Below are 13,021 nucleotides of genomic sequence, written 5' to 3'. Positions count from 1 at the left end.
GCCTCAAGGGACATGGCGGTGGGGGCTCGGCGAGGTGGTTCAGAGAATGACGTGCGGGAGGAACCGCGCGTACTCGTCGGTGACCAGGCCGGCCGATTCGCGGATGCCGAGTCCCGCCGCCTCGTCCTCCACGACCCACGCCCCCAGCACCACGCGATTGCCGTCGAATGCGGGCAGCGGCGCCAGCTCCTGGTAGCAGCAGGCTTCCTCCCGCACGGCGGCCGGTGAGCCGGGCTCGTGGATGGTGACTCCCGCGCCCTCCCTGCCCAACAGCGGCTTCGCGACGTACCCCATGGTCGCCGCCAGCTCGCGCGGGCCGTCCAGATAGGCAGGGAGCAGATTCGGATGCCCCGGGTAGAGCTCCCACAGCACCGCCAGCAACACCTTGTTGGACAGCAGCATCTTCCAGGCGGGCTCGATCCAGCAGGTGGTGCCGGTGCCGCCGCCGTTGTCGAGGGTGTCCAGGACGTGCGGGGCGAACGCGTCCGTGGTCAGCCACTCCCACGGATAGAGCTTGAAGCAGCTGCGGATGAAGGCGTACCGCTCGTCGACGAAGCGCCCCGAGATCCGGTCCCAGCCGATGGCCTCCATCGACATGGACCGCGCCTCGATCCCGGCCTGTTCGGCGGTTTCGCGCAGATACGCGACGGTCATCAGGTCCTCGCCGAGCTCGTCCGCCTCCGAGTGCGCGAAGTGCACCGGTCCCGGCGGCAGCAGCGGCGCCTGTCGCTTCCACGCGTCGACCAGCCGCTCGTGCAGCGAGTTCCACTGATCGGCGCCGGGGAAGCGGTCCTCCATCCAGAACCACTGCGGGCTGGCCGCCTCCACGAGCGAGGTGGGCGTGTCGGCGTTGTACTCCAGCAGCTTCGCCGGCCCCGTGCCGTCGTAGCGCAGATCGAACCGGCCGTAGATGGAGGGCTGTTCGGCCCGGCGGCGCCATGACTCGGCCACCAGTCCGGCCAGCCGCGGATCGGTGATGCCGAGGTCGGCGAAGCGCTCCTCGTCGACGATATGGGCCGCCGCGGCCAGGCACATCCGGTGGAGCTCCTCGACGACCTCTTCGAGCGCCTCGACTTCGGCCAGCGAGAACTCGTAGTACGCGCTCTCGTCCCAGTACGGGCGCAGCGAGCCGTCCGGGTAGCGGGTGAGCGGGTAGATGAGCCCCTGCTCCTCGACGATCCGCTGCCAGTTGGGCCGCGGTTCGATGGTGTGACGCTTCATCGTGTGCTGGTTACGCCGAGGGGCTCAGCCGCCGCCAGAACCGGAGCCCGAGCAGCCGAAGCCGCCGCGCTCCACGGCCTGGCTCTTGCTGAAGGTCCCGTAGTCCGCCCAGCGCCCCTCCGCCTCAGGGTCGTAGTACCACTGAGCGTCGCCGGCCCGCTGGCCGGAGCGGCCCTTCTTGGAGCCCCGCCCGCCGGTCGAGGACGACGAGGAGGAGCCGGAGCACGCCTTGGCGTCGACGATCCGGTAGCCCTTGAGGTAGTCGTAACTGTCGCGGTCCACGCAGCGCTTGTCGGGCTCGGATCCGCAGGAGGTGAGCACCGCGGCGAGCGTGCCCATCCCACCGAGAATCACCGTGCTCGACCGCAACCGTCGCCGTGCCGCTGCCATGGAAGTGCCGCCCCCTGTTGTGTGCATGCCCTGAGCAGTGATCAGCCTACGGGCATGCGGCGGGACACTGTGCGCCGGGGGCCGTGGCCCGCTGCTTCCGGCCTCAGAACGGCCGGTCGCCCGCGATGGCGACGCGCTCGGCGACGCGGCGGTGCGGAACGTAGTCGTCCACCGCGTAGTGCTGGGTGGCCCGGTTGTCCCAGAACGCGACATCGCCCGGCTGCCAGCGGAAGCGGACCTGGTACTCCGGAACGTGCGCCTGCTGCCAGAGGTAGCGCAGCAGCCGGTCGCTCTCCTCGCGCTGCATGCCGGTGATACGGGTGGTGAAGGAGGCATTGACGAAGAGCGTCCTGCGCCCGGTCTCCGGGTGGGTGCGCACCACCGGGTGCTCCACGGGCGGGAAGTCGTCCTGGAGGGGGGCGAGCCGTTCGGGGCCGTAGAAGCGGGCGAAGCCGGGGATGAAGTCGTGCACAGCGGTGGCGCCGTCGATGCGGTCCTTCACCTCCTGCGGGAGGTTGTCGTACGCGGCGGCCATGTCCGCCCACAGGGTGTCCCCGCCGATCGGCGGCACCTCGCGCAGCTGGAGCACGGCACCGAGGGCGGGCCGCTCCCGGAAGGTGACGTCGGCGTGCCAGACGTTCTCGAAGGTGGGCGCGGCGATGCCGCTCTTGTCGAAGCGGACGACGTCCTGGCTGGAGCCCCTGGCGAGGAGGGGATTGGTCTCCAGCTCTCCCCAGTGCCGGGCGACGTCGCGCTGCTGCGCGGAGGTGAGGTGCTGGCCGCGGAAGAAGAGCACCTTCCACTCCAGCAGGGCGCGGTTCAACTCCTCCCGCAGCGCGGGGCCGAGCGGGCGTGAGAGGTCGGTGCCTCGCACCTCGGCTCCGATCGTGCGGCCCAGCGGCACGATCTCGAAGCGTCGGTAGGGGCGCTCCTGCCACCCCTCGGGCACGCGGCGGAGCATCCGCCGGCCCTCGTACATCCCACCCTCGGGAACGCGTGCTTCGCGCAGCGTGGGCAGCCCGGATTCAACGACGGTCATGGGTGAGTCCTTCCAGCATCAGGAGAGACCGGTCGGCGGTCTCGGCGGTTCGGGGGCGTAGCGTGTCCTGGCTGCCACATCAGGCAGCCGGCTCCCGAGGAGCTACAGACCCGACCGCTCACACCCGTTCCGGTCCGGGACGCGCAGAGGTCCCACCGTGCCGAACAAGTGCCTGATCATGTGTCCACGGTGAAGTCCGCAGCCCGCTCCTGTCAAACGGCTGTCAAAAGACGGGACGGCCCCGGGAACGCCATGCGTTCCCGGGGCCGTCCCGTATTTCTCAGGTCGGGCCGACTCGGACCGTCCTCAGCGGGCCGTCAGGACTTGGGAAGCCACTTCTCCCAGGTGGACTTGTTCTCCGCGATCCACTTGGCCGCGGCGTCTTCCGGACTCATGTCGTCACCGGCGATCATCTTGGCGACCTCGTTCTGGTCCTCGGTCGTCCACTCGAAGTTCTTCACCAACTCCGCGGCGGCACCGCCGTCCTTGGCGAAGTCCGCGTTGAGGTACTTCTGCAGCATGAGGGTCTCGTAGCCGCACTTGGTCTGCTCCTTGGGCTCGTTGCAGCCCTCGGTGTACTCCGGCAGCTTGACCTCGACCATCTTGATCTGCGCGTTCATCCACTGCGGCTGCCACCAGTAGGTGAGGAACGGCTTCTTGGCCTGGTAGAGCCGCTGGATCTCCTTGAGCTGGGCCGCCTCGGCGCCGCTCGGCAGGACCTTGAAGTCCAGCTTGTGGTTGGCGATGAGCTCCTTGTCGTACGAGGTGTACGACGGGGCGGCGCCCAGGAACTGGCCCTTGTCACCGGACTCGGACGTCTTGAAGTCGTCCTTGAGCTTGTTGAGGTTCTTGTAGTCGAGAACCTCGGGGTGCTTGTCCGCGTAGTACTTCGGGACGTACCAGCCGATGTGCCCCTCGACGCCGAGGTCGCCGCCCTTGACGACGGTCTTCTTCTGCTCGACGTAGAGCTTCTCCTTGTCCGGAACGCCTGCCCAGTCCTCCATGATGGCGTCGGCCTTGCCGCTGTTCAGGGCGTCGAAGGCGACCGGTTCGTCCATCTGCTTCTGGTTGACGGTCACGTCCAGCTCGTCCTCGAGGAGCTTGGCCGCCACCGCGACGTTGGCCTGTGCGCCGACCCAGGACGGGACGGCGAAGGTGACCTCTTTGGCGCCGTCGGCGCCCGCATCGGTCTTGGCGGCGCCGCAGGCGCTGAGGGCGACCATGCCGAGCACGCCGGCACCGGCCACGAGGGACATACGTATCCGCTGGTTTCTGTTCACGTTCTTACCTTTTCTTGCGAGTTACGGCAGTAATGCCGGGGTTCTATCGGTCGTTTGTCGGCGGTGCCGGGCATCACAGGCGCCTCGACGGCAGTGCCTGTACCGGCGGTGTCCTCGTCGGTGGTCTTCATCGGCGGTCCGCAAGGCGGGTACCGGGCTGGGTGACCCGGTCCAGGACGATGCCGAGGCAGACGATGGCGACGCCGGCGGGCAGACCGAGCGCCAGGTCGGCCCGCGAAAGCCCGGTGATCACGTCGATGCCGAGGGCGCCGCCGCCGACCATGCCGCCGATGACGACCATGGACAGGACCAGCACCACGCCCTGGTTCACAGCGACCAGGAGCGCGTTGCGGGCCAGGGGCAACTGCACCTGACGGAGCTCCTGCCACCCGGTGGCGCCCATCGAGCGGGCGGCCTCGACGGCGGCCCGATCGACCTGCTTGATGCCCTGGGCGGTGATCCGGACCACCGCCGGCAGCACGAAGACCACCGCCGCGGCGATGCCCGCGGTGCGGCCCGCGGCGAACAGAGCGACCATCGGCACCAGATAGACGAACTGCGGCATCGTCTGCATGGTGTCGAGCACCGGCCGCAGCAGCCGCTCCACCCGCTCCACGCGGGCCGCCAGGATGCCGATCAGGAAGCCCAGGACCATCGTCAGCAGCAGGCCGACCAGCACCTGGGAGAGGGTGTCCACGGACTTGGTCCACAGGCCCAGCACACCGGTCAGCGCCATGGCCGCGGTGGCGGTGATCGCGGCCCGCCAGCGGCCCGCCGACCAGGCCAGCGCCGCAACCAGCAGCAGCAACGCCCACCAGGGGGTGGACTCCAGACCGCTGCGCAGCGGGTTCAGCACCCAGTTGGCGAAGTTCTCGGCCCAGGTGATGGTGCCGCCGACGACCGGGATGCCCTCGCCCAGATGGGCTTCGAACCACTCGGTGAAGTCGTTGACCGGAGCCGCGATGTTCACGGTCCAGTCCAGCGGCCACTCCTGCTGCCCCAGCCTCGGGCCCACGGCGGCGAGCACACCGCCGAGCGCCGCGAGCCCCGCCCAGGACGGCCAGCCGCGCAGCCGCGCAGCCGGGCCGGAGTCGGGCCCGTACGTGGTGGCCTCGGCCATCCGCTCACCGGCGGCCGCGGTCGTACGGTCCAGCAGGACCGCCAGCAGCACGATGGCGATACCCGCGGCAAGCGCCTGTCCGACGTTCAGCTTGCTGAGCGCGGTGTAGATCTCATCACCGAGGCCGCCGGAGCCGACCACGGAGGCGAGCACGACCATCGACAGGCACATCATGATCGTCTGGTTGAGGCCGAGCAGCATCTCCTTGCGCGCCAGCGGCACCCGTGCCGTACGCAGCCGCTGCCAGGAGCTCGCGCCGAGCGAGGCGGAAGCCTCCAGGGCGGCCGGGTCGGCGCCGCGCAGCCCGAGCGCGGTGAGCCGGGCCATCGGCGGAGCCGCGTAGATGACGGTGGCGATCAGCGCCGAGGGGACGCCGACATCGAAGAGCAGCACGAACGGCAGCAGGTAGGCGAACGCCGGCATCACCTGCATCGTGTCGAACACCGGCCGCAGCATGCGGTCGCAGACGTCGGACAGCCCGGCGGCCAGGCCGAGCAGCAGTCCGAGGAGGGCGGAGACGGCGACGGCCACCGTCATGAGCGCCAGGGTCTCCATGGTGGGCTCCCACATGCCCAGCAGCCCGCAGACCGCGAAGACGCCGAGTGCGGTACCGGCCGTCCGCAGCGCGCGCTTGCGCAGCCCGGCGCCGCCCGCGTACCAGGCGAGCAGGGTGCCCAGCACCGTGACGCCGATCCAGCCGAGCGATTCGAAGAGCCCGGCCAGGCCGTCCACGGAGGCCTCGGCGGTGTTGCTGATGTGCAGCAGGAAGTAGAGGAAGATCCAGTGCTCGTCGCGGTTCTCCGCGAGCCAGCTGTTGAGGTCCTGCAGCGGGGTGCGCACGTCGACGGTGAACCCGCCCGGCCAGAGGCCGGAACCGCTCACCACGGCGCTGACCACCACCGTCAGGAACACAGCGGCGAGCAGCAGGGTCCGGGGGCCACCGGGCAGCCGCCGAAGCAGGCCGGGACCGGTACGCGCGGCCGTATCCGGTGCCACGGCACCGGCTCCGGCCTTCGTCAGCGTGGTCGGGGCGGCACTCATACGGCCGCCACCTCCCGTTCGCCCTCGCCCTCGGCCTCCTCGTCGAGGCCCGCGACCACGGTGAGCAGCTGCTCGTAGTCGACGACGCCGAGGGTGCGGCCGTTCTCGACGACGCGGACGTGCTCCCCGCCGCGCGCGACGGCCTCGATCGCGTCGACGACCTTGGTGCCGGGCGCGACGGCCGGGCCCGTCTCGGTCTCGGCGCTGGCGGCCGGGCGCATGGCGCGGCGTACGGTGATGACCTGCTCGCGGGGGACATCGCGGACGAAGTCCCGGACGTAGGCGTCGGCCGGGTTGGCGACGATCTGCTCAGGGGTGCCCAGCTGGACGATCTCGCCGTCGCGCATCAGGGCGATCCGGTCGCCCAGCTTCAGCGCCTCGGAGAGGTCGTGGGTGATGAAGACCATGGTGCGGCCCTCTTCGCGGTGCAGCCGGATGACCTCCTCCTGCATGTCCCGGCGGATCAGCGGGTCCAGGGCGCTGAACGGCTCGTCGAAGAGGAGGACCTCGGGGTCGACGGCGAGGGCGCGGGCGAGGCCGACGCGCTGCTGCTGACCGCCCGAGAGCTGGCCGGGACGCCGCTCGCCGAGTCCGGCGAGGCCCACCTTCTCCACCATCTCGGCCGCGCGCTCACGGCGTTCGGCCTTGCTCTTGCCCTGAATCTCCAACCCGTAGGCGACGTTGTCGATCACGCTGCGGTGCGGCAGGAGTCCGAAGTGCTGGAAGACCATGGAGGCGCGGTGCCGGCGCAGCTCGCGCAACCGGTTCTTGTCCATGGCGAGGACGTCCTCCCCGTCCATCTCCAGGGAGCCGGAGGTCGGCTCGATGAGCCGGGTCAGACAGCGGACGAGGGTGGACTTGCCGGAGCCGGAGAGGCCCATAACGACGAACACCTCGCCCCTGCGGACGTCGAAGGAGACGTCCCGTACAGCAGCCGTACAGCCGGTCTGCCGCTGCAGCTCCTCGGCGGACAGCTCGGCGTGCGGGCTGCCGGGGATCCGTTCGGCCTTGCGGCCGAAGACTTTCCACAGATTGCGGACGGAGAACACCGGATCGGTGGCCAGGCTCTCGGACATCACGCGTCACCTCCCGGTGTCGACTTCTGGACAAGCAGTTCTGCGGCTTTCTCCCCCACCATCAGGACGCCGATCATGGGGTTGACGGCCGGCATGGTCGGGAAAACGGACGCGTCGGCGATCCGTATCCCGTCCAGCCCGCGGACCCTCAGTTCCGGGTCGACGACGGCGAGTGCATCGTCGGGTGCGCCCATCCGGCAGGTGCCGGCCGGGTGGTAGACGGTATGTGCGACCTTACGGGCGTACTCGCCGATTTCCTCGTCGCCGGTGACGTCCGGGCCCGGGCACACCTCGCGCGTGAGCCACTGGGCGAGCGGCTCGGTCTTGGCGATCTCCCGAGCGATCTTGATGCCGTCGACGAGCGTTTGGCCGTCGTAGTCGTCCTCGTCCGTGAAGTAGCGGAAGTCGAGGGCGGGCTTGACGGCCGGGTCGGCGCTGGTGAGGTAGAGGCGGCCGCGGCTGCGCGGTTTGGGGATGTTGGGGGTCATCGACACTCCGTGCCGGGGCTGGACGTAGCCCAGCCGCTCCGGGTTGTCGGTGAAGGGGATCTGGTAGAAGTGGAACATCAGGTCCGGCCCCTGGGACTCGGGGTCCCGGCGGACGAAGAGGCCGGCGTCCGAGTCCATCGCGGAGTTCTCCGGGATCGGGCCCTCGGTCTCCCAGACGATCACCGACTCGGGGTGGTCGAGCAGGTTCTCGCCGACGCCGGGCAGGTCGTGCCGGACGGGGATCCCGAGCGCTTCCAGGTCCTGTCGCGGGCCGATGCCGGAGTGCAGCAGCAGCCGGGGGGTGTCCACCGCGCCCGCGCAGACGATGACCTCACGCGTGGCGCTGACCAGGATCTCCTCACCGCTCTTGGTGCGCACATGCACGCCGGTGGCGCGCGTGCCGTCCAGCTCAAGCCGGTGCGCCCAGGTCTCCAGCACGATGTGGAGGTTCGGCCGGTCGCCGGACTTCATGTGCGGGTGGAGATACGCGACGGAGGCGGAGGACCGCTTGTTGTTCTCCGGGTGGTAGGCGAGGTCGAAGAAGCCCACACCCTCGTGGAACGGCTTCTTGTTGAAGCCCTCGATCCGGGGAACTCCGAGCGCGCCCTGTGCCGCGGCGACGAAGTCACGCGCGATGGCGTTCCGGTCCTTCTCGTCGACGGCCACGATGTTGTTGCGCAGCCGGTCGTAGTACGGGTCCATGGCCGCCGCGTTCCAGCCCGTGGCACCGGCCGCCGCCCACTCGTCCCAGTCGGACGGCAGGGGCTTGAAGCTGATCAGGGTGTTGTGCGAGGAGCAGCCGCCGAGCACCCGGGCCCGGCTGTGCCGAATGTGCGAGTTGCCGCGAGGCTGCTCGGTCGTCGGGTAGTCGTAGTCGAGCTCCCCGCCGAGCAGGCCGAGCCAGCGGCGCAGGGTGAGCACCTCGGGCCGGTCCATGTCCGAGGGGCCGCCCTCGATGACGGCGACCCGGATACCGGGGTCCTCGGTGAGCCGGGAGGCGATCACCGATCCTGCGGTGCCGCCGCCGACCACGATGTAGTCGAACGTGGTGTCCTCAGGGGAGGGGGCCATGGGGGTGTTGCTCCTCTGCAAGGTGCGTGCGTGTCCCTGGTACGCGAAACAAATGGGCCGGGTCAGCCTGCGAACCAGCGCACCGGGCGCGGATCGAGGTTCTGGTAGATGTGCTTGGTCTCGCGGTACTCGGCCAGACCGGACGGGCCGAGCTCCCGCCCGGTGCCGGACTTGCCGAAGCCGCCCCACTCGGCCTGCGGGAGATACGGGTGGTAGTCGTTGATCCACACCGTGCCGTGGCGGAGGCGGGTGGCGACGCGCCGCGCGCGGCCCGCGTCGGAGGTCCACACGGCTCCCGCCAGACCGTACTCGGTGTCGTTGGCGAGGGCCACCGCGTCGTCCTCGGTGTGGAAGGTCTCGACAGTCAGGATCGGGCCGAAGGTCTCCTCCCGGACGACCCGCATCTCGCCATGGCAGTAGTCGAGGACGGTGGGCTCGTAGAAGTATCCAGTGGCGGGCCGTACGTCGGAGGACTCCGGGCGGGAGCCGCCGCAGCGCACCACGGCGCCTTCGTCTCGGGCGGACCGGACGTACTCCTCGATCTTGGCGAGCTGCTGCGCGGAGACGAGCGGGCCGCATTCGACACCGTCCTCGGTGCCGCGGCCGAGCTTGATCTTCTGCGCGCGGCGCGCCAGCTCGGTGACGAAGCGGTCGCGCACGGACTCCTCGATGATCAGCCGGGAGCCGGCCGAGCAGACCTGCCCGCTGTGGATGAAGGCCGCGTTCAGCGCCTGGTCGACGGCCGTGTCGAAGCCCTCCTCGGTCGCGCAGGCGTCGGCGAAGACGACGTTGGGGTTCTTGCCGCCCAGTTCCAGGGCCACCTTCTTCACGGTGGGCGCGGCGGCCTGCATGACCTTGGTGCCGCTGGTCAGCCCGCCGGTGAAGGAGACCAGATCCACGTCGGGGTGCTCGGACATCCGGGCGCCGACGGGGTCGCCCGCGCCGGTGACGACGTTCGCGACACCCTCCGGTAGTCCGGCCTCGACCAGCAGCTTGACCAGGTGGAGGGTGGAGAGCGGGGTGATCTCGCTCGGTTTGACGACGAAGGTGTTGCCGGCGGCGAGCGCCGGGGCGATCTTCCAGCTGGCCTGGAGGAGCGGGTAGTTCCAGGGGGTGATCAGGGCGCACACCCCGACGGGCTCGTGCACGACGACGCTGTGCACGTCGGGGCTTCCCGCATCCACCACGCGTCCGCTCTCGCCCACCACGAGGTCGGCGAAGTACCGGAAGGCACTCGTGACGTCGTCGACGTCGACCCGGCCTTCCTCCAGAGTCTTGCCGGTGTCCCGGCTCTCGATGAGCGCGAGCTCTTCGCGGTCGCGCTGGAGCAGGTCTGCGACGCGGCGCAGCAGCGCGGCGCGGTCGGCGACTCCGGTACCCCGCCACGCGCCGGAGTCGAAGGCACGGCGGGCGGCGGCGACAGCGGCGTCGGTGTCCTCGGTGCCGGCCTCGGCGACGAGCGCCAGGGGCTTGGCGTCAGCCGGGTCGAGGACCTCGCGGCTGGCGCCGGACATGGCGGTACGCCACACCCCGTCGATATGAATGCTCTCGATAACCGACACGTTCGGTTCTGCCTTCCCTGCCTGAAATGTTCCGCGCCGGTCGCACCGGCAGCCGGGACCCCTGCCCCGAAGCCGCAAAGCCATGCGCAAAATTTCACCCACAGTGACCCATTTCACGCTGCGCACAGCGACGCGTCCCTCACCGAGGCGGGGAGGACCGCCCGCCTCCTGCCTCGCTATCCAGGGCAAAACAGGCGTAGGGTGGCCGGAACGCCCAGGGCGCACATCCAGGGATCAACGCGGATCGGCCCGGGCGTCGGCGCAGAGGGCACTCTCCCCTGGCTGCCACTGGACTCCTGAGGGCTACCCACAGGACTAGACCAGAGGTACCGTCACCCCCGACGGAGTCCGGGTGGGGAACGTCGCGGGCCCGGGTGATCCTCCTCTTACGCCCTGGTGCCCATGTGTGAGCTACGGAGGCGTCGATGGTCGATCCCCACGGCTTTCTCACCACCCCGCGCCGGTCCCACCCGGCTCGCCCGGTCGAGCAGCGGCTGGGCGACTGGAACGAGGTCTACGCCGGCCAGGATCTCCTCCCGATCGTGACGGAGCAGGCGGGGCGCTGCATGGACTGCGGCATTCCGTTCTGCCACAGCGGCTGCCCGCTGGGGAACCTGATACCCGAGTGGAATGCCTACGCCGCGCGGGAGGACTGGCGGGCCGCCGCCGAGCGGCTGCACGCGACCAACAACTTCCCCGAGTTCACCGGACGGCTGTGCCCGGCGCCGTGCGAGGACTCCTGCGTCCTGGCGATCAACTCCGACCCGGTGACGATCAAGAACGTCGAGGCCGCCATCGCCGACCGGGCCTGGGACGAGGGATACGCGCCGCCACAGCCGCCGGGCCGGCTCAGCGGCAAGACCGTCGCCGTCGTCGGCTCGGGACCGGCGGGACTGGCGGCGGCCCAGCAGCTCACCCGCGTCGGGCACACCGTCGTGGTCTACGAGCGCGCCGACCGCATCGGCGGGCTGCTGCGCTACGGCATTCCCGAATTCAAAATGGAGAAGCGCCACCTCGACCGCCGTATCGAGCAGATGCAGGCGGAGGGCACCAAGTTCCGCACCGGCGTGGCCGTGGGCACCGACCTCGACGCCGCCGACCTCAGGAGGCGCCATGACGCGGTGGTCGTCGCGGTCGGGGCGACCGCCGGGCGCGAGCTCCCGGTGCCCGGCCGCGAGCTGCGCGGCATTCACCAGGCCATGGAGTATCTGACGCTCGCCAACCGGGTGCGGGAGGGCGACTACGACGCGCCGCCCATCACCGCCGAGAACCGGCATGTGGTGATCGTCGGCGGCGGGGACACCGGGTCAGACTGCCTGGGCACCGCCCTCCGCCAGCACGCGGCCTCCGTGACCCAGCTGGACATCAACCCGGAGCCGGGGGACGAGCGGCCGGAGCAGGAACCCTGGCCCACCGTCCCGAGGGTCTACCGGATCTCCCACGCCCATGAGGAGGCGCGCGGCCGGGCCGGCGCGGACCCGAGGGTCTTCTCCGCCGCCACCCTGCGCTTCGAAGGGGACGAACAGGGAGCCGTCCGGTCACTCCACCTGGCCGAAGTGGAGCCGGAGGGCCGCCGGCCGCTGCCGGGCAGCGAGCGGGTGCTCCCGGCCGAACTGGTGCTGATCGCGCTCGGGTTCTCGGGCCCGGAACGGGACAGCGGTCTGGCGGACCAGCTCGCCCTCCGACTGGACGCCCGGGGCACCTTCACCCGCGATCCGGACTTCGCGGCCGCGCCGACCGGAACCCGCGGGCCGGACGGGGTCTTCGTGGCGGGCGACGCGGGCCGCGGCCAGTCCTTGATCGTGTGGGCGATCGCGGAGGGCCGGGCCGCCGCGGCCGCCGTGGACCGCTATCTGACCGGCTCCACGGTGCTGCCGGCCCCCATAACCCCGACCGACCGCCCACTCAAGGTGTGACGTCTCAGGGTGTGACGTCCCCGCTCGCCGGGCAGTGGCCCGCCGGGCAGAAGGCGTCCAACACGACCCGCTGGACCTCCTGCTGCTCCGGCCAGTCCTCGGCCGGACCCGCGACCAGCACGGCGTACATCTCGGCGTCCGCGGCGGTGAGCACCCGGTCGAGGACCCTGCGCGGGCCGCCGGCCTTGTCGCTCGTATAGGAGTACTCGAGCTCCGCGTCGGCGCTCTCGCCCTGACCCATCCGCTCCAGCCGGAGCCGCTCGTAGTCCCGGTTGCGCTTGAGGAACCTCTCCGCCTCCTCCAAGGCCTGGTACGGCGTCTCCTCAGGACCGTCCAGGTGGAAGACCTGGATCAGGCCGCTCTCATCGGCCGACCTGTAGAAGACGCCGGTCTCGTCCTCGCTGCGCTGCCATCCCACAGGCACGTCCAGCGTGAAGCCATCGGGGTCCTGCACCCTGCGGAAGCCGTCCGGCGGCGCGTCCGCCTCCGCAGTCGGGGAAGGGTCTACGTACCCGGCGTCGGGACCGGAGGGGGACCCGGATTCCGTGGGGAGCGCGCCAACGCTCGTCCCCGGCCGCGCGTCGGCGGGGTCACCGTCACCGCTGTCCCGGAGCAGCGCCCAGGTGCCGAACCCAGCCCCACCGCCGAGCACGGCCGCGACGGCCAGCAGGACGGCGATCCGGGTGCGGGCCGTCGGCGGCACCCAGGTCCGCGTCGGCCGCGGACCCGGGCCGTACGGGTCCGGTGGGGCCGCAGTCCCCATGACCCAGCGCTTGGTCGTCTCGTCCCAGTACGGCCCGGCCTCGCCTTCGCCCAT

At 70.5% G+C, this 13,021-nt stretch carries 10 protein-coding genes; 1 reads left to right on the top strand and 9 read right to left on the bottom strand.

Features of this window, described 5'->3' with window-relative positions:
- Window positions 1-39: 39 nt before the first annotated feature.
- The 8 genes from ACTWQI_RS13475 to ACTWQI_RS13440 form a co-directional block, all read right to left on the bottom strand.
- Window positions 40-1,221: a glutathionylspermidine synthase family protein gene (locus tag ACTWQI_RS13475; RefSeq protein ID WP_443270206.1), complete on the bottom strand. Its 1,182-nt coding sequence runs from the start codon at window positions 1,219-1,221 to the stop codon at window positions 40-42.
- Between the two features lie 24 nt (window positions 1,222-1,245).
- Window positions 1,246-1,611, bottom strand: coding sequence for a hypothetical protein (locus tag ACTWQI_RS13470; RefSeq protein WP_443270205.1), 366 nt, complete (start codon window positions 1,609-1,611; stop codon window positions 1,246-1,248).
- A 103-nt stretch (window positions 1,612-1,714) separates the two neighbouring features.
- Window positions 1,715-2,650 carry a TauD/TfdA dioxygenase family protein gene (locus ACTWQI_RS13465; RefSeq protein WP_443270204.1) on the bottom strand — a complete coding sequence of 312 codons (936 nt, stop codon included), beginning with the start codon at window positions 2,648-2,650 and terminating at the stop codon, window positions 1,715-1,717.
- 317 nt (window positions 2,651-2,967) lie between these two features.
- Window positions 2,968-3,906: an ABC transporter substrate-binding protein gene (locus tag ACTWQI_RS13460; protein WP_443270337.1), complete on the bottom strand. Its 939-nt coding sequence runs from the start codon at window positions 3,904-3,906 to the stop codon at window positions 2,968-2,970.
- 151 nt (window positions 3,907-4,057) lie between these two features.
- Complete coding sequence (locus ACTWQI_RS13455; RefSeq protein WP_443270203.1) at window positions 4,058-6,091, bottom strand: ABC transporter permease; 2,034 nt, start codon at window positions 6,089-6,091, stop codon at window positions 4,058-4,060.
- A complete protein-coding gene (locus ACTWQI_RS13450) occupies window positions 6,088-7,167 on the bottom strand; it encodes a quaternary amine ABC transporter ATP-binding protein (protein ID WP_443270202.1) in 1,080 nt (359 codons plus the stop codon). The genes ACTWQI_RS13455 and ACTWQI_RS13450 overlap by 4 nt, the downstream gene beginning before the upstream one ends.
- Window positions 7,167-8,726, bottom strand: coding sequence for a GMC family oxidoreductase (locus ACTWQI_RS13445; RefSeq protein ID WP_443270200.1), 1,560 nt, complete (start codon window positions 8,724-8,726; stop codon window positions 7,167-7,169). The genes ACTWQI_RS13450 and ACTWQI_RS13445 overlap by 1 nt, the downstream gene beginning before the upstream one ends.
- A gap of 62 nt (window positions 8,727-8,788) precedes the next feature.
- A complete protein-coding gene (locus tag ACTWQI_RS13440) occupies window positions 8,789-10,240 on the bottom strand; it encodes an aldehyde dehydrogenase family protein (protein ID WP_443270335.1) in 1,452 nt (483 codons plus the stop codon).
- Window positions 10,241-10,713: 473 nt separating this feature from the next.
- On the opposite strand from ACTWQI_RS13440, the gene ACTWQI_RS13435 reads away from it, so the two are divergent.
- Window positions 10,714-12,204, top strand: a complete 1,491-nt coding sequence (locus ACTWQI_RS13435; RefSeq protein WP_443270198.1) for a glutamate synthase subunit beta — start codon at window positions 10,714-10,716, stop codon at window positions 12,202-12,204.
- 4 nt (window positions 12,205-12,208) lie between these two features.
- Here the strand turns inward: ACTWQI_RS13435 and ACTWQI_RS13430 are convergent, their stop codons facing one another.
- Window positions 12,209-13,021 carry a hypothetical protein gene (locus tag ACTWQI_RS13430; RefSeq protein WP_443270197.1) on the bottom strand — a complete coding sequence of 271 codons (813 nt, stop codon included), beginning with the start codon at window positions 13,019-13,021 and terminating at the stop codon, window positions 12,209-12,211.

This window comes from Streptomyces sp. KR80 (assembly GCF_052245555.1).
Classification (GTDB): domain Bacteria; phylum Actinomycetota; class Actinomycetes; order Streptomycetales; family Streptomycetaceae; genus Streptomyces.
Note: the sequence above shows the minus strand (reverse complement) of the source record. Positions and strands in the feature narration are given on the sequence as shown.